Annotated in this window: 21 protein-coding genes; 7 read left to right on the top strand and 14 right to left on the bottom strand. The window is 66.2% G+C overall.

The annotated features are described in order from the left end of the window. Positions 1 to 58: 58 nt before the first annotated feature. Together E8M84_RS19750 and E8M84_RS19745 are read right to left on the bottom strand one after the other, a co-directional pair. The gene (locus E8M84_RS19750) at positions 59 to 3,412 is read right to left on the bottom strand and encodes a caspase family protein (protein ID WP_137112963.1); all 3,354 of its coding nucleotides are present in this window, start codon (positions 3,410 to 3,412) and stop codon (positions 59 to 61) included. A 92-nt stretch (positions 3,413 to 3,504) separates the two neighbouring features. Continuing rightward, a complete protein-coding gene (locus tag E8M84_RS19745) occupies positions 3,505 to 5,436 on the bottom strand; it encodes an ABC transporter ATP-binding protein/permease (RefSeq protein WP_137112962.1) in 1,932 nt (643 codons plus the stop codon). A gap of 99 nt (positions 5,437 to 5,535) precedes the next feature. Between E8M84_RS19745 and E8M84_RS19740 the strand changes: the two genes are divergently transcribed. Further along, entirely contained in the window at positions 5,536 to 5,901 is a 366-nt protein-coding gene (locus E8M84_RS19740; RefSeq protein ID WP_137112961.1) for a helix-turn-helix transcriptional regulator, read from the top strand. Here the strand turns inward: E8M84_RS19740 and E8M84_RS19735 are convergent. Beyond that, positions 5,862 to 7,316: a LysM peptidoglycan-binding domain-containing protein gene (locus E8M84_RS19735; protein ID WP_240790460.1), complete on the bottom strand. Its 1,455-nt coding sequence runs from the start codon at positions 7,314 to 7,316 to the stop codon at positions 5,862 to 5,864. The genes E8M84_RS19740 and E8M84_RS19735 overlap by 40 nt on opposite strands. A gap of 95 nt (positions 7,317 to 7,411) precedes the next feature. Here E8M84_RS19735 and E8M84_RS19730 point away from each other — a divergent pair, with 95 nt between their 5' ends. Further along, complete coding sequence (locus tag E8M84_RS19730) at positions 7,412 to 7,963, top strand: TIGR00730 family Rossman fold protein (RefSeq protein ID WP_137112960.1); 552 nt, start codon at positions 7,412 to 7,414, stop codon at positions 7,961 to 7,963. Between the two features lie 60 nt (positions 7,964 to 8,023). On the opposite strand, the gene E8M84_RS19725 is transcribed toward E8M84_RS19730, so the two are convergent. The 7 genes from E8M84_RS19725 to E8M84_RS19695 all read right to left on the bottom strand — a co-directional run bounded on the left by E8M84_RS19725 (position 8,024) and on the right by E8M84_RS19695 (position 15,168). After that, positions 8,024 to 8,626, bottom strand: a complete 603-nt coding sequence (locus E8M84_RS19725) for a superoxide dismutase (RefSeq protein WP_137112959.1) — start codon at positions 8,624 to 8,626, stop codon at positions 8,024 to 8,026. 168 nt (positions 8,627 to 8,794) lie between these two features. Then, positions 8,795 to 9,352, bottom strand: coding sequence for a sarcosine oxidase subunit gamma (locus E8M84_RS19720; protein ID WP_137112958.1), 558 nt, complete (start codon positions 9,350 to 9,352; stop codon positions 8,795 to 8,797). Continuing rightward, complete coding sequence (locus tag E8M84_RS19715; RefSeq protein ID WP_137112957.1) at positions 9,345 to 12,263, bottom strand: sarcosine oxidase subunit alpha family protein; 2,919 nt, start codon at positions 12,261 to 12,263, stop codon at positions 9,345 to 9,347. Before E8M84_RS19715 ends, E8M84_RS19720 begins: the two co-directional genes overlap by 8 nt. Beyond that, a complete protein-coding gene (locus E8M84_RS19710; protein ID WP_137112956.1) occupies positions 12,260 to 12,595 on the bottom strand; it encodes a sarcosine oxidase subunit delta in 336 nt (111 codons plus the stop codon). The genes E8M84_RS19715 and E8M84_RS19710 overlap by 4 nt, the downstream gene beginning before the upstream one ends. Before the next feature lie 34 nt (positions 12,596 to 12,629). Beyond that, positions 12,630 to 13,385 (bottom strand): FkbM family methyltransferase, encoded by a 756-nt coding sequence (locus E8M84_RS19705; RefSeq protein ID WP_170972012.1) that lies wholly within the window; start codon positions 13,383 to 13,385, stop codon positions 12,630 to 12,632. 93 nt (positions 13,386 to 13,478) lie between these two features. Continuing rightward, positions 13,479 to 13,817, bottom strand: coding sequence for a hypothetical protein (locus tag E8M84_RS19700; protein WP_137112954.1), 339 nt, complete (start codon positions 13,815 to 13,817; stop codon positions 13,479 to 13,481). A gap of 103 nt (positions 13,818 to 13,920) precedes the next feature. Then, positions 13,921 to 15,168, bottom strand: a complete 1,248-nt coding sequence (locus E8M84_RS19695) for a sarcosine oxidase subunit beta family protein (RefSeq protein WP_137112953.1) — start codon at positions 15,166 to 15,168, stop codon at positions 13,921 to 13,923. Positions 15,169 to 15,397: 229 nt separating this feature from the next. Here E8M84_RS19695 and ccmI point away from each other — a divergent pair, with 229 nt between their 5' ends. Genes ccmI through E8M84_RS19680 form a run of 3 tightly spaced genes read left to right on the top strand, consistent with a single transcriptional unit; the run spans position 15,398 to position 17,308 of the window. Next, complete coding sequence (ccmI, locus tag E8M84_RS19690; protein ID WP_170972011.1) at positions 15,398 to 16,600, top strand: c-type cytochrome biogenesis protein CcmI; 1,203 nt, start codon at positions 15,398 to 15,400, stop codon at positions 16,598 to 16,600. After that, positions 16,597 to 17,070, top strand: a complete 474-nt coding sequence (gene ruvX, locus E8M84_RS19685) for a Holliday junction resolvase RuvX (RefSeq protein ID WP_137112951.1) — start codon at positions 16,597 to 16,599, stop codon at positions 17,068 to 17,070. The genes ccmI and ruvX overlap by 4 nt, the downstream gene beginning before the upstream one ends. A 4-nt stretch (positions 17,071 to 17,074) precedes the next feature. Continuing rightward, positions 17,075 to 17,308: a DUF1289 domain-containing protein gene (locus tag E8M84_RS19680; RefSeq protein WP_137112950.1), complete on the top strand. Its 234-nt coding sequence runs from the start codon at positions 17,075 to 17,077 to the stop codon at positions 17,306 to 17,308. A gap of 115 nt (positions 17,309 to 17,423) precedes the next feature. Here the strand turns inward: E8M84_RS19680 and E8M84_RS19675 are convergent, their stop codons facing one another. From E8M84_RS19675 to E8M84_RS19665, 3 genes are all read right to left on the bottom strand, one after another. Further along, complete coding sequence (locus tag E8M84_RS19675; protein ID WP_137112949.1) at positions 17,424 to 18,164, bottom strand: hypothetical protein; 741 nt, start codon at positions 18,162 to 18,164, stop codon at positions 17,424 to 17,426. Next, the gene (locus E8M84_RS19670; RefSeq protein WP_137112948.1) at positions 18,158 to 18,976 is read right to left on the bottom strand and encodes a sulfite exporter TauE/SafE family protein; all 819 of its coding nucleotides are present in this window, start codon (positions 18,974 to 18,976) and stop codon (positions 18,158 to 18,160) included. Before E8M84_RS19670 ends, E8M84_RS19675 begins: the two co-directional genes overlap by 7 nt. A 72-nt stretch (positions 18,977 to 19,048) precedes the next feature. After that, a complete protein-coding gene (locus tag E8M84_RS19665) occupies positions 19,049 to 19,768 on the bottom strand; it encodes an SDR family oxidoreductase (protein WP_137112947.1) in 720 nt (239 codons plus the stop codon). Between the two features lie 134 nt (positions 19,769 to 19,902). Here E8M84_RS19665 and E8M84_RS19660 point away from each other — a divergent pair, with 134 nt between their 5' ends. Beyond that, the gene (locus tag E8M84_RS19660) at positions 19,903 to 20,463 is read left to right on the top strand and encodes a TetR/AcrR family transcriptional regulator (protein WP_240790459.1); all 561 of its coding nucleotides are present in this window, start codon (positions 19,903 to 19,905) and stop codon (positions 20,461 to 20,463) included. 104 nt (positions 20,464 to 20,567) lie between these two features. After that, positions 20,568 to 21,761 carry a multidrug effflux MFS transporter gene (locus E8M84_RS19655; RefSeq protein WP_137112945.1) on the top strand — a complete coding sequence of 398 codons (1,194 nt, stop codon included), beginning with the start codon at positions 20,568 to 20,570 and terminating at the stop codon, positions 21,759 to 21,761. On the opposite strand, the gene dusA is transcribed toward E8M84_RS19655, so the two are convergent. Next, positions 21,743 to 22,726: a tRNA dihydrouridine(20/20a) synthase DusA gene (gene dusA, locus E8M84_RS19650; RefSeq protein ID WP_137112944.1), complete on the bottom strand. Its 984-nt coding sequence runs from the start codon at positions 22,724 to 22,726 to the stop codon at positions 21,743 to 21,745. The two genes, E8M84_RS19655 and dusA, sit on opposite strands and share 19 nt — an antisense overlap. Between the last annotated feature and the right edge of the window lie 116 nt (positions 22,727 to 22,842).

The following is a 22,842-nucleotide window of genomic DNA, read 5'->3' as shown; positions in this document are numbered from 1 at the left end:
TCCCCGTCTTACAGGCAAAGCCCGCGCGTTGCCAAGCCCTGCCCCACCCCGGCAGGCATTACTTCGTCGGCAGGCCCAGGGCCTGGCGGAAGGACGGGATCCAGTCTTCGTAACCCTGCGGCAGGGTGCCCATGGCCTGCATGTCCTCCAGAATTGCCAGCGCCTCCTGGTTCTCGGCTGTCGGGTCCTGCAACAGGATGGCGCGTTGGTCGAGCGCGCGGACCAGGTCGATCTTGTACCAGGGATCGTCCGGGAAGGCTGCGGCCAGGTCACGCATGATGCGCAGAGATTCGTCCTGATGCGGCAGGGCACCTTCGAAATCGTTGCGGTCGGACAGGGCCGTGGCCACGCTGGCGTGCGACAGGGCCAGATTGCGATACCACGCCGGGTTCGAGGGGTCCTGCTGCGACAGCCAGTCACGCAGGGCAAGCGCGTCCTGATGGCTTTTCAGCGCCCCGGCCACGTCGCCGGTCGCCGATTGCGCATTGCCCAACCGTTCCAGCGCAAGGCCCAGGTCATTGGCCCAGGGCTGGCTGTAGGGATCGACGTCGAGAAGCCGGTTCCCTTCGGCGACCATCGCCTTGAACGTGTCCGCCGCCGCGCGATTGTCACCCAGGGCGGCCTGCGCGTCGCCCAGCCGGTTCAGCGTGACCAGCCGGTCGTGGATGTGTTCGGGGATCGTCGGGTCCAGTTGCAAAAGCCGGTCTGCGGTCTCCAGCGAGGCCTGGGCCACGGTCACCGCCTCGCTGTTGCGGCCAAGCTGCATCAGGGTCGAGGCGTGCAGGTTCTGCGCGATCGAGAGGTCCCGCAAGGTAAACGGGTCGTCGGGCGCGGCCCCGGCAAGCTGGGTCTGCTTGGCCACGGCGTCGGCCACCAGGGGTTCGGCGGGTTCAGGAGCGCCTTCGTAAAGGTCCAGTTCGGCCATCGCCACCAACGCATAGGCGGCATCCCGCACGAAACGCGGAACGGCAGGGTCGGCGGCCACCACCGCCTGTCGCAGATCGAGCGCGGCCTGCAGCGCCTCGCGCGCGCCGAGCGGATCGCCCATTGCCTGCTTGATGTCGCCGATCTTCTGCAGCGCTGTCCCCAGATCGGCCTGGCGTGACAGGTTGTCGGGGTTCATGGCCACCATGCCCTCGGCGACGCTGCGGGCGGTTTCCTGCGCTTGCAGGGCAGCCACGAAGTCATTCGAATCGAAGTGGATGTCCCCCATCCGGTCAAGGCTGACCAGGTGGTCCTGCTGCCAGACCATGTTGGTGGGATCAAGTGCGGCGAGTTTCTCGCGGATCGTGAGCGCGGCCTGATAGGCGAGCAGGGCCGAATCCATGTCGCCCGACAGCCGTTGCACATCGCCGATCCGGTCGAAGTTGATCGCCAGGTCGCGCTGGCGCGGCTTGTTGTCGGGGTCAAGCGCGGCGAGCTCTTCGCGGATCGTCAGGGCCTTGCCGAAGGTTTCCAGCGCCGCCGGATAATCTCCGTCGTCCACCTGCATGTCGCCGATGCGTTCATAGCTGACCGACAGGTTGCGGCGGATCACGACATCGCCGGGGAATTCGGCAACCAGTGCTTCAGCGATCTGAAGCGCCGCCTCGAATGCTGCCTTGGCCCCCGCCTTGTCGCCCATCGCAAGCTTTGCATCGCCGATTCGTTCCTGGGTGAACGAGATGTCCATGCGGTAGGTGACGTTGTCGGGGTTCTGGGTCAGGAGGGATTCGGCGATGGCCAGCGCCTCGGCATGGGCCTCCAGCGAGCCCGCGTTGTCGTTGCGCGCCAGCCGGATCGAGCCCACGCGGTTCACGGCCACCTGCCGGTCGCGCAGCAGGTCAAGGTCGTCGGGCCGCTGGTCGGCCTGCCACGCCGAGAACTCCAGCGCGCTGGAATAGGCGGTTTCGGCTTCTTTCAGATAGCCTTGCTGCTGCAACACGCTGCCAAGGTCGTTCAGCGACCAGACCAGCTCGCGGACCCACTCCACATCGGTCGGGTCGGCCTCGACCCGGGTCTGCACGAAGGTCGCGCGTTCGTTGTAGGCGGCCCAGGCGGCTTCGGTGTTCCCGGCCACCAGTTGCAATTCACCAAGGCTGGTCAGGGTGGTGACGTAGTTGAATTGCGCTTCGCGGTCGATGTCAGTCGAGACCTCGGCATAGAGCGCGGCCGCTTTCTTGAGGTCGGAGATCGCCAGGTCGTAGCGCAGGTCGGTGCGGGCTGCGTTCGCGTTCAGCATGTGGGTCGCGGCCTCGGACAGCGTGCGCGACAGGTAGGTTTCCTTGATCGTGGTGCGGGCGGTGGCGTCGATCTCGGCGGCTTCGGTCAGGGCGGCGCGGGCTGCGTCGAAGGCGCCGAGGGTCAGCTGTTCCTCGGCCTTGGTGCGCAGGGCGGCCACGCGGGGATCGTCGGACTGGAACCGCTGCAACTCGGACTGGAAGTTCTCGTAAGACTGCGCCGCCTCCAGCAGCATCGCCCCGCGTTCCTCGGGGGACTGACTGTCAAGGTCAGCCGACAGAAGGGCCGCATAAAGCGGCGCGAGGGGCAGATTGCGCGCGGCGGCAAGGGTTTCGACCTCGGCCCGGATGTCGGGGGTCAGGTCGGCCATCGCGATCAGAAGCTGGTCGCGTTCAGGAAGCGCGCCCTGCCCCGAGATGAAGACCAGTTCGGGCAGGCCGCTTTCGATGTAGGGCAGCTGCTTGCCACGACTGCGGTCGTAGACGTCCTGCTGGACGAGGGTCAGCGCGGTGCGCAATTCGACCCCTGCGGTGGGGAAGTGGCGGACCAAGGCGGCAGTGAAGGGCGAGTTCGCCTCGTCCCCGTCCGATGCGGTCTCGCCCGGGGCGGCGGCGAAGGCGAAGAGGACACCGTCGGCACGGCCGATGCGACCAAGGCCGGGTGTCGGTTTCGCGGCGGTGGGCGGGTCGTCTTCAAGCGCGGCGGCCCCGCGCCCCTCGGTCCCGCCGCCGTTGAACGGGTCATCGCGGCAGGCGTCGAGGAGGATGATCGCGACGGGTGCGACGGACCGGATCGCCTCCTGCGCCTCGGACAGGGGCAGCGAGGTTTCGGCAAGCTTCGCGGCAGAGGACGCGTCGGCGTCGGTGGGCAGCAGGTAGTTCACCCCGTCGATGGCGACGCCGTGGCCCGCGAAGAACAGCAGCGCGACGTCTGCTCCTGCGGCGTCTTCCTTGAAATCCTCGAGCGCGCGGCGGGTGCGTTTCAGGTCGCGGTTCGTTTCGACAAAGACCTCGAAATCGAGGTTTTCCAGCACCGTTTCCAGCGCGCGGGCATCATTCGCCGGGTTTTCCAGCGGGCGGATGAAATCGTAGTCCTCTGCCGCAAGGAGAAGCGCCACGCGCTTTTCGGCCAGCGCGGCGGAGAGGCCACATAGCCAAAGCAACAGCACAAGACCAAGACGCCGGATGAGCATCGCCCACTCCTTAAGGGGTGGGCGAAGAATGCTGAAGCCTGACCGGATGGTCAAAGGAAAAAGCCTGTCATTTGACAGGGTTCACGCGCCTGTCAGCCAATCGGTGCAGCGCGTGCATTGTCTTCTCGGGCTGCCTCGCGTTCCGTATAGCGCAGGCCCGCCTTGGCACCCTCGAATTCGATGACCTGGCTTGCAAAATCCTCGCCTTCCATGATCTGGCGCTGCCACATCGCCGCATACACGCCGCCCTTTTCAAGAAGTGCATCGTGGGTGCCATGCTCGACGACGCGGCCTTCCTCCATCACCAGGATCTGGTCCGCGTCGGCGATAGTCGACAGGCGGTGAGCGATGGTGATGACGCTGCGCCCCTGCCCCATTTCCGACAGGCTTTCCTGGATCGAGCGTTCGGTCTGGGTGTCCAGGGCACTGGTCGCTTCGTCCAGGATCAGGATCGGCGGGTTCTTCAAGAGCGTCCGCGCGATGCCGACGCGCTGCTTTTCGCCCCCCGAAAGCTTCAACCCGCGTTCGCCGACCTTGGTCTCATAACCTTCGGGCAGGCGCGTGACGAAGTCATGGATGCGGGCGGCCTTCGCGGCGGCCACGATTTCCTCTTCGGTCGCGTTGGCTTTGCCGTAGGCGATGTTGTAGCGGATCGTGTCGTTGAAGAGGACGGTATCCTGCGGGACGACGCCGATCTGGGCGTGGAGCGAGGTCTGGGTCACATCGCGCAGGTCCTGCCCGTCGATCCGCACCGCGCCCGAGGTCACGTCGTAGAAGCGGAAGAGAAGCCGCCCGATGGTGGACTTGCCGCTACCGGAATGGCCGACGAGCGCCAGCTTTTGCCCCGGTTTCAGAGTGAAGGAGACACCCTTCAGGATCTCGCGCGTCGGTTCATAGCCGAAGTGGACGTCGTCGAAGGTGATCTCGCCGGCCTTGACCTGCAGGGGCTTCGCGTCGGGCGCATCCACGATCTCGGCCGGTTGGCCAAGAAGGCCGAACATCTCGCCCATGTCGACCAGCGCCTGCCGGATTTCGCGGTAGACGGTGCCGAGGAAGTTCAGCGGCATGGTGATCTGGATCATGTAGGCGTTGACCATGACGAAATCGCCCACGGTCAGGGTCCCGGACCGGACGCCCACGGCGCTCATCGCCATGACGATGACGAGGCCGGAGGTGATGAGCGTGGCCTGGCCGATGTTCAGGAAGGACAGCGACAGGCCGGTCTTGACGGCAGCGGTTTCATACTGGCGCATCGCACCGTCGTAGCGGTCGGCTTCGCGGGTTTCGGCGTTGAAATACTTGACGGTTTCGTAGTTCAGCAGGCTGTCGATGGCCTTCTGATTGGCATCGGTGTCCTGATCGTTCATCTCACGCCGCAGCTTCACGCGCCATTCGGTGACAGTGAAGGTGAACCAGACGTAGAGCGCGATGGTGACGACCACGACGGCGGCGTACTGCCAGCCGAAGACAAGCGCGAAGATCACCGCGACCATGGTCAGTTCCAGGATCAGGGGCCCGATGGACAAGAGCATGAAGCGCAGAAGGAAGTCGACGCCCTTCACCCCGCGTTCGATGATGCGGGACAGGCCGCCGGTCTTGCGGGTGATGTGGTAGCGCAAGGACAGCTGGTGGATGTGGGTGAAGGTCTCGATGGCCAGGCGGCGGATCGCGCGCTGGCCGACGCGGACGAAGACGGCATCGCGCAACTCGCCGAAAAGGACCGTGCCGAGGCGGGCAAGGCCATAGGCGACGACCAGACCCACGGCGCCAAGACCCAGAAGTGCGCGGGGGTCGGTTCCGGCCTCACCCGCCAGGCTGTCGACGGCAAGCTTGTAGATGTAGGGGGTCAGGACCGAGACGAGCTTGGCCATGACCAGGAAGACCAGCGAGAACACGACGCGGCGCTTTACCCAGCCCTGCCCTTCCGGCCAGAGATAGGGGGCGACCCGGCGGATCGTGGTCATCGCAGGGGCGCGGGAGGTGCCGCTGTCGGCAGTGGTGGCGTTCTTGGTCGTGCGGCGCATCGGACTTTCTCGGGCGGGCTGTCCTTGGCCTGCCATCGGCGTTGCGCGGCGGTCAGGGATCGGCTATTGTCATTTCAACGCTTCGTGAATAGTTGAACCATGGACCGAAGTAAAGCCCTCGCCGCCCTGTCGGCCCTTGCGCACGAGACACGGCTGGACCTGATCCGCCTGCTGACGCCGCAGGGCGATGAGGGCATGGCCGCTGGCCAGATCGCCGAAAGGCTGGGCATCGCTGCGCCGCGGCTGTCGTTCCATCTGTCCGCACTGGAACAGGCGGGGCTGCTCAGATCACGAAAGGCGGCGCGGAACGTGTTCTACAGCGTCGATGCGGCCGGAATCGGGTCGACCATCGCCTATGTGCTGAACCATTGCTGCTGCGACCACCCCGAGGTCCGGGCGGCCTGCAGGCCCGGGATGGCCGTGCTTCAGGGCGAAGTTGCGCTTTCGGGGACCGAGAACACCTGACCGGGATAGATCAGGTCGGGGTTCTTGATCTTGTCGCGGTTCGCCTCGAACACCTGAACATAGAGGACGCCGTCGCCATAGCGCTCCTGCGCGATGCCCCAAAGGGTAAAGCCCGGCTGGACCGTGACAGTGACCGGGGCCGGGGCGGCAGCGGGCGTCGCGGCGGGCGCATCGGCCTGCGGGACAGCGGGTGCGTCTGGAGCGGTGGCAGTTTCGACAGCGGCGGTTTCAGCCGGGGCCGCGCTTTCATCGGCCGTAAGTTCGGCGGCGACCTCGGGTGCAGCCGCCGGTTCCGGGGTCCCGGCGTTGTCGGCCGCAGTTTCGGCTATGGGAGGTTGGGCCGGGGCTTCGGCCGTCGCCATGGCGGTCGCTTCCGGCGCGGGCTCGGCTGCATTCCCGGCAGCCACGGCGGCAAGAGCCTCCAGCGTTTCGCGCTTGAAGGGTGTCTCGAACCGCGAGACCACCTTGCCCTTGGCATCCAGCTGATCGGCGCGCAGGGTGTAGATGCCGGGCGGCGTGTCAGGCAGGGTCGTGAGCCAGGTGCCCGCATCGGATATCTGCAGGGTCAGCTTTTCGGCATTGTCGACATAGATCCGCAGCGTGGTCCCCGCCGTGCCGCGCCCACCGACCTGCACGTCGCCATCCGGCGTGTAGGAGATCGTGTCGATCATCACCGACACCTTCAGAGCGGCGTCCGTCGCAGGTTCTGCAGGTGCCGGGTCCTGCAGCACGACGGCACCCTCTTCGGACAATAGCAGTGCGGGCGGCGCGGCGGGCTCTTCCACGGCTGCAACCTGCGTGTCCGTGCTGGCCGCTTCCCCGGCTGCAACCTCCGGCTTCGGCCCCTCGATCGGCCCCAGGGCAACCATTTCGGTGGACGGCACCGCGGCCTGACCCGGCACCGTCATCGAAAGCCACATCAGGCTGGGGTTCGGATTGGCAGGCAGCGAGAAAAGGATTGCAAACTCGCCCGAAGCGGTCGCCTCGCCGCTGGCGACCTTCGCCTCATCGACGATGACCTCGACGGTGGCCCCGGGCGCGGCGCTACCCGAGACTACGGCTTCGCCATCGGCGGCAACGCGCCAGGTGTCGATGACCGGGAGGGCGAGGGGGGCTGGATCAGGCTCGGAGGCAAGTTCTGCCTCGGGCGCTGGCTCGGCGGCGGCCACTTCGGTTGCAGCCGGTTCGGCGGCGCTTGCGGTTTCGGTTTCTGGCGCGGCTTCGGGCGTGGTGGCAGTCTCTGCCGGGGTGGTCGTCTCGGCTGTCGGGTCCTTAGGCGCTTCGGCAGAGGCCTCGACCTGCGGCGCAGGCCGGGTCATCTGCCAGCCAAGATAGCCGATCCCGGCCGCAGCGGCCCCGCCCAGCAGCAGGATGGCAACCCGTGTGCCACGGTCCAAGGCCCCGAATGCCGACATCCCCGTCTCCCCCCGGCGCGGTCTCGCCGCTTTGCATTTCTTGTCATCAGGAATCTCTATATGACGGGGCAAAGCAACCTTTTTCAGGTCCCGACATGCCCCTTCGTTCCGTCTGCGTCTTTTGCGGCTCGCGTTCTGGCCGCAACCCGGCCCATGTCACAGCCGCCCGTGCCACTGGCACAATGCTGGCCCGCAATCGCTGGCGGCTGGTGTTCGGGGCGGGCGATGTCGGCCTGATGGGGGCGGTGGCCGAGGCGGCGGCGGCAGAGGGCGCGGACAGTCTGGGGGTGATCCCCACGCACCTTCTGGGCCGCGAGAAGACCGGGCGGGACCGGGCGCGGCTGGTGATCACCGAGGACATGCATGAGCGGAAGAAGGTGATGTTCATGAACTCGGACGCCGTGGTGGTGCTGCCGGGCGGCGCGGGGTCACTGGACGAATTCTTCGAAGTGCTGACCTGGGCGCAGATCGGGTTGCATGCAAAACCGATCCTGCTGGTGGATGTCGAGGGCTATTGGCAGCCGCTGGTGGGCCTGATCGACCATGTGATCGCGGAAGGCTTCGCGGACGCAGGGTTGAGGCGGCAGTTCCTGGTCGTCCCGGATGTCGCGGCACTGGAGACGGCACTGGCGCAGGCCTTCGCCTGAGAGAATGCAAAAGGCCCGCAGATCGCTCTGCGGGCCGGGATGTCCTTGCAGGGCCGGGGCTTACAGGCCTGCGGCGACAGCTTCCCAGTTGACCAGCTTTTCCAGGAAGTTGGTCAGGTAGGCCGGACGCTTGTTGCGGAAGTCGATGTAGTAGCTGTGCTCCCACACGTCGCAGCCAAGAAGTGCGGTCTGGCCGAAGCACAGGGGGTTCACGCCGTTTTCGGTCTTGGTGACCTTGAGCGCGCCATCCTTGTCCTTCACCAGCCAGGCCCAGCCCGAACCGAACTGACCCGCACCGGCGGCGGCGAAGTCGTCCTTGAACTTCTGGACGGACCCGAAGCTGTCGGTAAGCGCCTTTTCCAGCGCGCCGGGGATCTTCTTGCCTTCTCCCGGGGCCATCCAGGTCCAGAACATGTTGTGGTTCCAGTGCTGGGAGGCGTTGTTGAAGATGCCGTTCTGGGCCACGGCGCCCGCCTGGTAGGTGCCGCGGATGATGTCTTCGAGAGATTTGTTCTCCCACTCGGTGCCGGCGATCAGCTTGTTGCCGTTGTCGACATAGGCCTTGTGATGCAGGTCGTGGTGATACTCCAGCGTCTCCTTCGACATGCCGAGGGACGCAAGCGCATCGTGGGCGTAGGGGAGATCGGGAAGGGTGAAGGCCATGGGAGTTCTCCTATTGAATGCTTGCGACGAATAAGAGGTCTTGACGCGGGAAGGTCAAGTGCAAGCGGGAGGGAGTAACCCCGTGACGGGGCTTTGGGTTCCCGAGACGACCGGCATTGGTCTGCTGATTTTCACCTCGCCGCCTTCCGTGAACTGGCCAGTCCGGCCCTAGAGCTCGCTTCCCGGCTGCGCAGAATGGGTCAGAAGGCCCATCACGTACCCCGCGACCGAACGGAAGCAGACCAGCGTGAACCCGCCGTCCTGAGCCCACAGGGCCGCCGCGACCTGGGCGGCGCGGGAGCGGCGGAGTTCACCGGGTTCCAGACGCTCGAAGTCGACCGGCGAGAGCTTGCGCAATACATCGGCTGCCTTGTCGCCCTCGATCCGGAAGATCGCACGGGCGTCGGAGACGTCGACGGCCAGGTGATGCTCGCCCGCCAGCGCCTTGGCGAGTTTGGCAAGCGCCTCTGCAACTTCGGGATAGGGCAGGATCAGCAGATACTCGTCCGGGCTCATCCACCCGCAGGCGCGATCTCCCTTGATCTCGATCCGGCGTTGCACGGGCAGCTTGGTGCCGGTGACAGCCTTGACGGCCTTGTCCAGCGCCTTCACGCCCTTGGCGCGCAGGGTAATCATGCCGAGGGGGCCGATCTCGCGGATGGTGGCAAAGCCCTGGAAGCTGGCGCCGTTGAGTGCGCTGACGGGGGCGCTGACTGGCTCAGACATTCTGCTTCTCTCCATCCTTGTCGAAGAAGACGGTGTCGCGGACCCGCGCCTTTACCGTGCCGCCTGCGACGGTGTTGAACTCCACCACCTCGCCCATGCGCGACGGCCCGTGCTTCAGAAGCCCCATCGCGATGCCGCGTTTCAGGGTCGGCGAGTAGTAGGTGGAGGTGACGCGACCTTGCGTGTTGCGCTGACCATTGGCGTTCGTGCCATCGGCGATGATATAGCTGCCGTCCGGGATGACTGACCCATCCAAAGTGTCGAAGCCGACAAGCTTCCAGCGGTCCGGGCTGGCAAGGTAAGTACGTTCCTGCCCCCGTTTGCCAAGGAAGTCGGCTTTCTTCTTCGAGATCGCCCAGTCCAGCCCAAGGTCCTGCGGGATGACGGTCCCGTCGGTTTCGTCCCCGATCATGATGAAGCCCTTTTCGGCCCGCATGATGTGCAGACATTCCGTGCCGTAGGGCATCGCGCCAAGGGCCTTTCCGGCCTCGGTGCAGGCTTTCCAGAAGGCCGCGCCGTGGCTGGCGGGGACGGCGATTTCGTAGGAGAGTTCGCCCGAGAAGCTGATCCGGTAGACCCGGACCGGGAAGCCCGCAAGTATGCCGTCCGCCCATTGCATGAAGGGCAGAGCTTCCTTGGAAACGTCCATGCCACCAAGGACTTGCAGAAGCTTCCTCGCGTTCGGGCCGACGACTGCCACTTGCGCGTATTGTTCGGTCACGTTGGCGGTGTAGACCTTCCAGTCCCACCATTCGCACTGCAGCCAGTCTTCCATCCAGGCGTGGATGCGGTCGGCCCCGCCCGAGGTTGTGTGGCAAAGCCAGGTGTCCTCGTCGATGCGGGCGACGACGCCGTCATCCGAGAGGAAGCCCTGTTCGTTGCACATCAGCCCGTAGCGGCACTTGCCGATGGGCAGCGTGGACATGACGCCGGTGTAGAGCATGTCGAGGAATCGGCCCGCGTCCGGCCCCTTGACGATGATCTTGCCGAGGGTGGAGGCGTCGAGGAGGCCAAGGTTCTGGCGGGTGTTCAGGACCTCGCGGTGGACGGCCTGTTCGTGCGTCTCGCCCGCGCGCGGGAAGCAGTAGGGGCGGCGCCAGAGGCCGACGGGTTCGAAATATGCGCCCGCCGCTTCGTGCTGTTCGTGCATGGGCGTGCGGCGCAGGGGCTGGAAGATGTCGCCCCGCGATTCGCCTGCCAGCGCGCCGATAGTGACGGGCGTGTAGGGCGGGCGGAACGTGGTGGTACCGACCTGCGGGATCTCTTGACCCAAACTCTCAGCAAGAACGGCGAGTCCGTTGATGTTGCTCAGCTTCCCCTGATCGGTCGCCATGCCCAGCGTCGTGTAGCGCTTGGTGTGTTCGACCGAGACATAGCCCTCGCGGGAGGCGAGCTGGACGTCGGAAACCTTCACGTCGTTCTGGTAGTCGAGCCACATTTTCGACCGCAGCTGGATCGGCGCGCCTTGCGGCATGACCCAGACGGGGGGGATCGCGACAGGTGTGCCGGACAGGTCGAGGTCCCCGGCTGCGCTGCCCACGACTTCGACCATCGCGGAGCCGTCGTGGTTCAAGGGCGGGCGCTTGGGGTCGGGGATGAAGGCGGACAAGGTCTCGTCCCAGCGAAGCTTTCCGCCGCAATGGCTCCACAGGTGGACGACGGGCGACCAGCCGCCGGACATGGCGACGGCCTCGCAGGCGATTTCTTCCTGGACCGCCCCTTCCCCGGCCTGCGCACAGATGGCGACGCCGGTGACGCGCTTGGACCCTTTGACCTTCGCGATGGCCTTGCCGGTGAGCACGCGGATGCCTGCGGAGCGAGCGGCCTCGGGCAGAGCGCCAGTCGCACTGTCGCGGGCGTCGAGGATCGCGGGGACGTCGAGGCCTGCGGCTTTCAGCGCAAGGGCGGTCTGGTAGGCAGAGTCGTTGTTGGTGACGATGACCGTGCGATCACCGGGCGAGACGGCGTAGTTCACGACGTAGTCGCGAACGGCCGAGGCCAGCATCACGCCGGGGATGTCGTTTCCGGCAAAGCTGAGCGGGCGTTCGATGGCCCCCGTGGCCGAGACGATCTTGCCCGCCCGGATGCGCCAGAGGCGGTGTTTCGGGCGGCCATCGCCGGGGGAGTGGTCGGCGACGCGTTCGTCGGCCAGAACATAGCCGTGGTCATAGACGCCGAAGCCGCAGGTACGAGTGCGGATCGTGACATTGTCGCGGGCGGCGAGGTCGGATTCCATGGCGGAAAGCCAGGTGTCGACCGGCTTGCCATCAACCTCGGTGTCGTCCACCGGAGCGCGACCGCCGAGGACCGGGGTCTGTTCCAGCAGGATGACGCGCTGGCCCTTGTCGGCGGCGGCTTTCGCGGCCTTGAGGCCTGCCACCCCTGCCCCGATCACCAGTACGTCGCAGAAGGCATAGGCCTGTTCGTAGCGGTCGGCGTCGCCGGTGGTCGGCGCCTTCCCAAGGCCCGCGGCGCGGCGGATGAAGGGTTCAAAGAGGTGCTTCCAAGCCGGACGCGGGTGGATGAAGGTCTTGTAATAGAAGCCCGCAGGCATGAAGCGGGCCGCGTAGTTGTTCACCACGCCCACGTCGAAGTCGAGCGAGGGCCAGTGGTTCTGAGACGTCGCCTCAAGGCCATCGAAAAGCTCGGTCGTGGTGGTGCGCTGGTTCGGTTCCAGCCGGGCGCCGGAGCCGAGGTTCACAAGCGCGTTCGGCTCCTCCGGTCCCGAGGCGACGATGCCGCGGGGGCGGTGGTACTTGAAGCTGCGGCCCACAAGAACCTGGTCGTTGGCCAAGAGTCCCGCGGCGAGCGTGTCGCCCTGATAGCCGCGGAAGCGCTTGCCGTTGAAGGAAAATTCGACCGGCGCGGAGCGGTTGACCAACCGACCGCCCTTGGCAAGACGCGTGCTCATTTCGGGGCCTTTCCGTCAGGCGTCCAGCCGGGGCGGCGGGCCTGGATCTTCGCGATGATGTCGGCGGGGGGTTCGGAGACCTGCGCAGGATAGGTTCCGAACACCTCCAAGGTGGCGGTGCAGCGGGCGGCCAGGAACCACTTGCCGCAGCCGTAGGTGTGCCGCCAGCGTTCGAAATGCACGCCCTTGGGGTTCTTGCGGGCGAACATGTAGGCCTCGAACTCCTCGGGACTGGAGCCAGGGCCGAAGCGCTTCAGATGCGCCTCGTAGCCGGGGCTCAGCTCGGTCTCTTCGGCCTTCACGCCGCAGTAGGGGCATTCGAGGATCAGCATTGCGAGGGTTCCGGAAACTGAAGGGAGGTGCGTGTCATTCTTCGTCTTCCTGCCGGGCGCCGATGCCCCTGTTGAAGAAGGTCAGAAGCTCTTCCAGCGGCACGGCAAGGCGACCGGGGGCGAGGCCGACGAGCCAGCCTGCGACAAGAAAGGGAATGAAGCCCGCAGCGGTCAGGGTGGCGATCAGGTTGGCCTCGGCCGGGCTGTCGGGCGCGGTGTGCAGGAAGATCAGCGAGGGGTCGAGCGCAGCAAGATCGCAGCCTGCAAGCACCTGTTCCTCATGCCCGCCCGCATTAATGACCAGAAGCTGGACCGTGTCGATGCCCAGCTCTTCCAGGACGATGTCCATGCGCAGGACGGGAACCTCCGCCTCTTGCACATCTTCGTCCGCAACACCGGGACGGGCGATGCGGTCGCGGTGCAGCGAGGCCCGCCCCCGGGGACCGCGGCGGTTGCGGGCCTCGGCCTCGGGGGTAAGGGAATGGATCTGCAGATTTGCCGAGACATCGGAAATGCCCAGGTTCAGGATCGCAACCCGGTCGCTGTCGTGATACAGGGCTTCCAGCTGGGCAAAGTTCTGCGGCAGGGGCTCAATCAGCAGGCCCGACCAGCCGTCATCGCGGAAGCGCGACAACAGCGGCAGGCCGGTTTCGCCGTTGCCCGCCCCCACTTGCAGCACGAAGACGCGGCCCTCGTGCCGGTCATGGACGGCGTTCAGCAGCATCGCCAGGATCGGCGGGTTCAGCTTGTAGGATCGCTTGGGGACATAGGGGCCGAGATCGCGGATCATGGCAGGTCCCCTGGAACCGGAATGCCGGAACATGCGCTGGCGCGCACCCGAAGGCACGCGCCAGTCGAAGTCAGGTCTCGCGGAACTGCCGCGTTATTCGGTGGCAGGAGCCGGAGTGGCTTCGGGAGCAGGCTCGGCGCCGTCAGCCGGGGCGACTGGATCGGCCACTTCGGGCGCCGGGTCGATGGTGACGTTGGTCGTGGTGTCAGCCGGCGCGGCCGGGGCCTCGACGGTGACATTGGTGGTGTCGGAAGCAGGGACGGTCGTTGCGACCGGTTCCGTCCCGCCGAAGACCAGCCAGATGACGAAGGCAACCGCGACGACAAGGCCGCCGACGATAAGCGCCATGCCGCTGCCCGAGCTTTCGGTCGTGCGGATTTCGCGCACATTGGTCTTGTAGGTGTCCTGCTTGTAGCTTTCCTGATCGGCCATTGGAGTGTCTCCATGCAATGTTGAACTGGCATGGAAACGCCGGGCATCCGCAGCGGGTTCCGACCCGCTGGAGGCACGGCAGGATTTCGCCGACGCGGGTGCATCAGTGCGCCACCCCGGCGGCTACGGATTCGTCGATGAACTGGCCGTCCTTGAACCGCCACATGTTGAAGTCTTCGGCAAGCGGGCCCGGTTCGCCCTTGGCCATCAGTTCCGCCATCGCCCAGCCCGAGCCGGGGATCGCCTTGAACCCGCCGGTGCCCCAGCCGCAGTTGATGAAGCAGTTGCCCAAGGGGGTCTTCGAGATGATGGGCGAGCGGTCGCCGGTCATGTCGACGATCCCGCCCCACTGGCGGAGCATCTTGAGGCGCGAGATGATCGGGAAGGTTTCGACCAGGGCGCGGAGCGTCTCCTCGATGTGGTGGAAAGACCCGCGCTGGGTGTAGTTGTTGAACCCGTCGGTGCCGCCGCCGATCACCATCTCGCCCTTGTCGGATTGCGACATGTAGCCGTGGACGGTGTTGGCCATCACCACGACGTCCATGCAGGGCTTGATCGGTTCCGAGACGAGGGCCTGAAGCGCCACGGCCTCGATCGGCAGGCGGAAGCCCGCCATTTCGGCCAGTTGGCCCGAGTGGCCGGCGACGACCATCCCCAGTTTCTTCGTGCCGATGAAACCTTTGGTGGTCTCGACCCCGGTGACCTGGCCGTTCTCCGACCGCACCCCTTTGACTTCGCAGTTCTGAATGACGTGCATCCCCATCGCCGAACAGGCGCGGGCATAGCCCCAGGCGACTGCGTCGTGCCGTCCGGTACCACCGCGCGGCTGCCAGAGGGCACCGAGGACGGGGTAGCGCGGGCCGTCGATGTTCAGGATCGGGCAGAGTTCCTTCACCCTCTCGCGGCTGATGAATTCGGTCTGCACGCCCTGCAGGGCGTTGGCATGGGCGGTGCGCAGGTAGCCGCGCACCTCGTGATGGGTCTGGGCCAGCATCATTACGCCGCGCGGAGAGAACATGACGTTGTAGTTCAGGTCCTGCGACAGCGTTTCATACAGCGACCGGGCCTTTTCATAGATCGCGGCTGACGGGTCCTGCAGGTAGTTCGAGCGGATGATCGTGGTGTTCCGGCCCGTATTGCCGCCACCCAGCCAGCCCTTTTCGATGATGGCGACGTTGGTGATACCGAAGTTCTTGCCAAGGTAGTAGGCCGTGGCCAGGCCATGGCCCCCTGCCCCCACGATGATCGCGTCATAGGACGCTTTCGGCTCGGGCGAGGCCCAGGCGCGTTCCCAGCCCATGTGGTAGCGGACTGCCTCGCGGGCGATGGCAAAGACCGAATAGCGCTTCATCGGGGCCTCTTGTCGGACGGGGGCTGCCAGACGGATCCGGCAGACATGTCTTGGATGAGATGTGGGATATAGCCACACCCACCTGCGGCACAATCGGGAAAATTGCGACATGGTCGCTCGGGGTGCCGCGGGCAGGCCATCACGGTCTGGTGCTGCGGCCGAATGCCCCTTTCTTGGGCGCGGTGAAACGACTATGTCGGGGCGGACTTACGGGGGTTCGAAGCAGGCGATGTCAGGCGGACTGTTCTGGGCGGTGGCGGCGGCACTGGCGGCACTTGTCGCATCGGTGCTGATCGGGGCGCTGCGGCGGTCACCGGTCGCGGGCGCGGCGCCGAATGCCGACCTGTCGGTCTACCGTGACCAGCTGGCCGAAGTGGACCGCGACCTGGAGCGCGGGACGATCGGTCCGGACGAGGCCGCCCGGCTGCGGGCCGAGATCGGCAAGCGGGTGCTGGATGCGGACCGCGCACGCAGCGCAGAGGCGAAGGTCGCTGGTGCGGGCAGCCGCCTGGCCACGGTCCCCGCGCTGATCGTCGCCGTGACGCTGCCGGGCGCGCTGGCCGCCTACTGGGCGCTTGGCGCACCGGGCTATCCTGACATGGCGCTGCAGCCCCGGCTGGCGGCCCTTGATGCGGGCATCGCTGGCCGCCCGTCGCAGGAGGCCGAGTTGCAGACTCTGGGCCGCGCGCGCATTCCGGCACTGGATGAGCGCCTCGCGGCCGAGCTTGCACAGGTGACCGACCCCGAGATGCTGCGCAGCCGGTTCCGCACTGCCTTCGAGGCTGGCAAGCCGCAAGAGGCGATCCGGGTGCAGGAACGGCTTCTGGCGGTGTTGGGCGACAAGGCCGGGTCGGTCGATCATGCCAACCTGGCGCTGGTGCTGGTGGCCGAGGCGGGCGGCTATGTCTCGCCCGAGGCCGAGGCGGCGCTGCGGGCCAGCCTGCAGGCGGACATGTCGAACGAACTGGCCCGCTATCTGGTGGGCGAGATGTTCCTGCAGGGCGGTCGCTTCGACCAGGCCTTCCGCTTCTGGCGGCCGTTGCTGGAAGGCGGCACGCCGGATGCGCCCTGGACGGCCTCGATCCGCGAACGCATCGGGGATGTGGCCGAACTGGCCGGCATCCGCTATGCCCCGCCCGAAGCGGCCGGACAGAATGGGCCGACGGCAGAGGATATGGCGGCAGCGGGCGATATGAGCCCTGAGGACCGGCAGGCGATGATCGAGGGCATGGTGGCGCAACTGTCCGACCGGCTTGCGACCGAGGGCGGCTCGGTCGAGGACTGGAACCGGCTGATCCGGTCGTTGGCGGTGCTGGAACGCTTGCCAGAGGCGCAAACGATCTATGACGAGGCGAAGACCAAGTTCGAGGGGCGCCCGGCCGAGTTGTCCTTCCTGCGGCTTGCGGCGGTGGAAAGCGGGCTGAACCCGTGATCTGTGCCGGTGTCGAGGACTTCCTGGCCGCCCTGCCCCCGAACCGGGCGATTGCGGGGCTTGATCTGGGCGACAAGACCATCGGTGTCGCCCTGTCCGATCTGCGGCGACAGGTCGCGACGCCCACCGAGGTGATCCGGCGTGAGAAGTTCACCATCGACGCGGGCCGACTTCTGACGCTTCTGGACACGCGGGGGGCGGCGGGCATCGTGCTGGGGTTGCCTTTGAACATGGATGGCTCGGTCGGGCCGCGGGTGCAGGCGACCCAGGCCTTTGCGCGCAATCTGGAAAAGCTGACAGCCTTGCCGATCTGCTATTGGGATGAGCGTCTGTCCACGGTTGCGGCAGAAAGGGCACTGCTTGAGGCGGATACGTCGAGAAAGCGTCGGAAAGAGGTTATCGACCAGGTGGCTGCGGGCTATATCCTGCAAGGCGCGCTGGACCGGATGGCGCATCTTGGGCGAGGGTAAGTCTGTGAAGGACGATGTCTGGAAGCGCGACGAGATCGCCTCGCCTTGCGTCAAGCTCTGCGTCGTCCACCCCGAGGAACGCATCTGTGTCGGCTGCTTCCGGTCAATCGACGAGATTTCCGGCTGGTCCCGGATGACCCACGAGGAACGGGCCGTGGTAATGGCCGAGCTTCCGGAGCGCGCCCCGCGTCTGCAGAAGCGCCGGGGCGGTCGGATGGCTCGGCTGGAACGCTCGTGAAATTGAGTACCTTCGGCACGTTCCTATAGGGCGCCTGCGCGGGACTTCGCCCGCTTGTCTTCCGCCGGGGGCGCTTCGCCCCCCGGACCCCCGAGAGTATTTGGGAATGGGCAAATCAGGGGGCGGTGAGCCACTGGTGAATGGTCGCGAGCTGCGGGCGGAGGTAGGCGATCATCCGGCCTTCCGGGGGCGCGCTGTCCCCCGGTTTCCAGGCAGCAACGCCGTGGAGCGTGAGACGGTGCAAGAGCGTGGCCTCGCCGGGTTTCGCGGCCAATTCGATCCGGCGGCAGGTCGCGAAGATGTCGCGGCGGGCCTGCTGGTAGGCTTCGGTGATGTCGATGTCGCCCCAGGTTTCGGGCGGGAGGGGTTCGAGGGCCTTCAGAAGCGCTGTGCGAAGGATTTCGTGGCTGCCCTCCCAGACCGTCAGAGGCGAGGCTTGGGTGTCATTCAGGGGCAGGCCGAGGATCCAGGCGTGGGGCTCTTTGACCATGCGCCGCTTTTCCGGGCCGATGGGAAGAAGGCCGTCAAGGTGGGCGGCATCCCGGTCGCGGCGGAAGGCGAAGGCGGCGGAGGTTTCCTCAGGCGAGGGTTGCGGGTAGCCGGGGCGGATGACGGAAAGCTGAGCCTTGTGCAAAGGCTCGGGCGAAAGCGGTAGAGCGCCCCAGGGGAAGGGCGTGCCATTGATCCTGCCGTCCGGGCCGTTGGGCAACGCATCGACGCCGACGAACCAGGTGCCTCCGCAACGCCAGGGTTCCGCCGTCGTGGCGAGGGTGGCGAGGGCGGCTTGCCGGGCTGCGTCGGCCCAGGCGGCGATGGCCGGGTCTGGCCCGATCCTCTGCCAGCCCTGCCCTACCACCCCAGAACCTTGCGCAGCATGTTCAGCGCAACCAGGGTCAGGAAGATCGCGAAGGCGCGCTTCAGCGGTTTCGGGTTCATCGCATGGGCCAGACGCACGCCCAGCGGCGTGGTCAACAAGGTGGTGCCGATGACCACAAGAAAGGCCGGAAGGTTGATCGCCCCCACCGTGTAGGGCGGCGCGCCTGCTACGGGAAGCAGCAGGAAGCCCAGGACCGCCGGAACCGCGATCAGGATGCCGAAGCCCGAGGCGGTGGCGACGGCCCGATGGATCGGCATCGCATAAAGCGTCATCAGGGGGACGCCGAAAGTGCCGCCGCCGATCCCCATCATCGCCGAGAAGAACCCGACCGCCCCGGCCAGGCCGCTGCGGACGGGCTGGCCGGGCATCGCGTCCCCCAGGCGCCAGTGGTCGCGACCGAAGGCCATCCAGAGACCGGCAAGACCGGCGAGGGTTCCGAACACGGCCTGCAGTGTCATCGAGGACACCTGTCCCGCCACGAAGGTGCCGATGGCGGCCGAAATCACCAGGGTCGGACCCCAGGTCTTCAGCACCTCCCAGTCGACCGCGCCCTTGCGGTTATGCGCCGAGACCGACCGCAAGGACGTGATGACGATGGTGGCCATCGAGGTCGCGACGCAGACCTGCATCAGCCGGTTCCCACCATAGCCAAGGTGGTCGAAGGCATAGAAGAAGGCGGGGACCAGCACGATGCCCCCGCCTACGCCGAGAAGGCCACCGATCACCCCGGCGAAAGCGCCGATCACGATCAGCGCCACCAGCATCGGCAGAAGGACGGAAAGTTCCGGCATGTATCACCCTGGGTCACGTCTCCCCGACATAGCCCGGGGTCGTCGCCGCCGCCAGAGGTGACGGCTTTTTCATCACCAGGGTGTCGCGCCATCGGTTTCGACGAACTGACCCGATGGCATGTCACCCAGCGCATACTGCACCGGTAACCGTGCCCCTTCCTCCGGAGTCATCGTCCCATAACCCGTGAGGTCGGTCTTCACGAAGCCCGGACTGACCGAATGTGCGGTGACGCGCGTATCCCGCAACTCCTGCGCAAGCTGGATGGTCAGCATGTTCAGCGCCGCCTTCGAGGCGTTGTAGCCGATGTAGCGTTGCGCATAGTAGGTCGAGGACGGATCGGCGTTCAGGGTCAGGGAGCCAAGCGAGGAGGCAAGGTTCACGATCCGCCCCGACGGGGCCGCACGCAACAGCGGCAGGACGGCCTGGGTGACGGCGAGCGCGCCGATGAAGTTGACCTCCACCACCCGCCGGACCGCATCAATCGATGCCTTGCCCGGTGCGCCGTCGGAGAAGTCGAAGATCCCGGCATTGTTGACGAGGATGTCCAGCCGGTCGTGCTGGTGGGCGATGTGCGCCGCAGCAGCCTCAATGCTGGCGCCGTTGGTCAGGTCAAGCGGAATTGCCTGCACTTTCAGGCCCTTCGCGGCAAGCTGATCGGCTGCAGTTTGGCCCCGCGCCGCGTCGCGGGACCCGAGGAAGATGCGAACACCCGCCTCGGCAAGCTGGCGGGCGATCTCGAACCCGATCCCCTTGTTCGCGCCGGTGACAAGCGCGATGCGTTCCTGGCTCATGGAGTGATCCTTTCGTTGGTTCCAAGTGCCCGTTACAGATATGAAGGAAGCTTCAGTTTGAGGATTCGCATTTGGCACCGACGGAAAAGGCCCCGCCAAAACCAAGAAAAGAACCGCGTCAGGCCCGCGCAAAGGTGACGGTCGATGCGATTTTCGAGGCGACCCTTCAGCTTTTGCTGACCGACGGGCCGCGCCGCCTGACGACGACGCGGGTTGCCCATCGGGCCGGGGTCTCGGTCGGGACGATGTACCAGTACTTCCCCAACAAGGAGGCGCTGATCTTTGCCCTCAATGCGCGCTACCTGGATGCCCTGGCCGAGCGGATAGAAACGGTTTGCCGGAACATGGCAGGGAGCCGCGCCGAGGCGATGGTCGCGGCCCTGATCGACTGCTACTGGCAGGCAAAGACCGAACGGGCAGATGTGACGCGCGCGCTCTATCGGTCCGTCGCCGAATTGGACAACTCGTCTCTGATCGAAGCCTTTGCCGAACGCGTGGACACCGCGACGCAGGCGATGCTGGCGAGTGCGCCCGACCTTGCCGGGCGAGAAGCCACACCTCTGGCCTTGACCCTGGTCACCGTGATCTTCGGCACGGTGCGCAATGCCTTCGAACGCGGGCTGTCGCCTGCCGAAGTGGCGCATCTGAAAGGAGAACTGTGCTCGATGTGCCAGGTCTACTTGCGCGCCCGCTGACCTCCAACACGGCAGCCAGACCCGTCCTGAGCAAGGCCATGATCGGGGGCTGGCGCCTATAGATACCAAGTGGTATGCAGCCGGTCTGTTTCAGGAGAGCCGTCATGCAACGCACCCTTTCCCTGACCCTCATGTCCGTGATTCTGGGACTTGTGGCTGCGGTCGGGCCCTTTGCCATCGACATGTATCTGCCCGCGATGCCCGAGATCGGACGCGACCTCGGTACGGACCAGCAGGCAGTGCAGTGGACCATCGTGGGGTATTTCATCACTTTCGGCCTTGCGCAGCTGGCCTATGGGCCCTGGGCCGACCAGGCCGGGCGGAAACCGCCGCTTTACGCCGGGCTGGCACTGTTCATCGCCGGGACCGTGATCTGCGCGGTGGCACCCTCGATCGAATGGCTGATCGCCGGGCGGATGGTGCAGGGTCTGGGCGGGGCGGCGAACATGGTGGTGTTGCGGGCGGTGATCCGCGACCTTGCCACCGGGCCGCAGGCGACGCGGATGATGTCGACGATCATGATCGTGATCGCGGTCTCGCCCCTGCTTGCGCCCTTGTCGGGGGCCGGTCTGCTGGCGTTCGGCGATTGGCGGCTGATCTTCTGGGCGCTGCTCGTCGCGGCGATCCTGAGTTTCTTCCTGATCCACTTCGCCCTGCCGGAGACATTGACTGACGGCAACCGGCAGCGGTTCGATCTGGCCAGCACGCTGGCCGGTACCAGGGTGCTTCTGGCCGACCGCGGTTTCATGGTGATGACTTTCCTGGCAGGCTTTGCCTTCGCCAGCTTCTTCGTCTTCATCGCCAGCGCTTCCTTCGTCTACCGTCAGGAGTTCGGCCTGTCGCCGACCCAGTTCTCCTTCGCCTTCGCGGTCAACGCGATCGGCTTCTTTGCTGCGTCGCAATTCGCCTCGACCCTGTCGCAGCGACTGGGGACGATGCGGATGATCGCCGGGGCGACGGTTGGCTTTGCGCTGGCGACCTTCGCGGGCTTCGCGATGGCACTGGCGGGTCTGGCCAGCCTTCCGGTGACGATGAGCACACTGTTCGTGGGCAACATCTTCCTGGGCGTGATCCTGCCAACGGCGCAGGTGCAGGCGTTGGAGGAGCACGGCGACATCGCGGGCCTTGCCTCGTCGCTGGGGGGCACGATGCAGATGGTGGCAGCGGGCGCGCTGGTCGCGGCGGCGGGGCCGTTCCTGGACGGAACAGTCACGCCGATGCTGGGGGCGATTGCGGCTTGCGGGCTGATCGCGCTGGTCCTGTCGCGGATGATCCCGCGTCAGGCGGCCCTGGCCTGAACCTCGGCGAGGGCCGCGTCCAGCACGTCGAGCCCGGCCCCGTCCCGGCTGGCGCGTTCCGACAGGACCCGCCGCCAGCCCCGTGCCCCCGGACGTCCGGTGAACAGGCCCAGCATGTGCCGGGTGATCTGGTGCAGGCGACCACCATCGGCCAGATGCGCGGTGATGTAGGGACGCATGGCATCCGCGACCTCGAAAGGGTCGGGGGCGAAGCTGTCGCCCCAGAGCGCATCGGCGCCGATCAGGACCGAGGCCGGATCATGATAGGCGGCGCGGCCGATCATCACCCCGTCCAGACCCTGGTCCAGCAGGTCGCGGACCTGGGCAAGGTTCGTGATCCCACCATTGATGCAGATCGTCAGGTCAGGGAAGCGCTGCTTCATCCGGACGACGAGGTCATGGTCCAGCGGCGGAATCTCGCGGTTCTCCTTGGGGGAGAGACCCTGTAGCCAGGCCTTGCGGGCATGGATGATGATGTGCCGGACCCCTGCCCCGGCTAACATCTCGATGAACTGCGGCAGGACGGTTTCCGGGTCCTGCTCATCAACGCCGATCCGGCATTTGACGGTGACGGGGACATCAGTTTCGCCCCGCATGGCGCGGACGCAGTCGGCGACCAGGGACGGACGCTCCATCAGGACCGCGCCGAAGCAGCCCGACTGGACACGGTCCGAGGGACAGCCGCAGTTCAGGTTGATCTCGTCGTAGCCCCAGGGCCGGGCAATTCGGACGGCCTCGGCCAGCTCGCGCGGGTCGGAACCGCCAAGCTGCAGCGCGACGGGATGCTCTGCGTCCGAGTAGTCCAGCAGCCGCGGTTTCGGGCCGTGGACGATGGCGGGGGCGGTCACCATTTCGGTGTAGAGCATCGCCCGCCGGGTCATCTGGCGGTGAAAGACGCGGCAGTGCCGGTCGGTCCAATCCATCATCGGGGCGACGGAGAGGCGGTGGGCGTCTGGGTTGAGCATGGGCGGGGGGTATCGCACAGGTGGGAGGAAAACTCCAGCAGGGGCGGCGGCCAGCGTGGACAGCGGTCCGTTCGGCGTGAAATCAAGGGCTTGGCCGATGGCGTTAACGGACTGGT

The sequence above is a fragment of the Rhodobacter sp. SY28-1 genome (assembly GCF_005222785.1).
GTDB lineage: Bacteria > Pseudomonadota > Alphaproteobacteria > Rhodobacterales > Rhodobacteraceae > Tabrizicola.
Note: the sequence above shows the minus strand (reverse complement) of the source record. Positions and strands in the feature narration are given on the sequence as shown.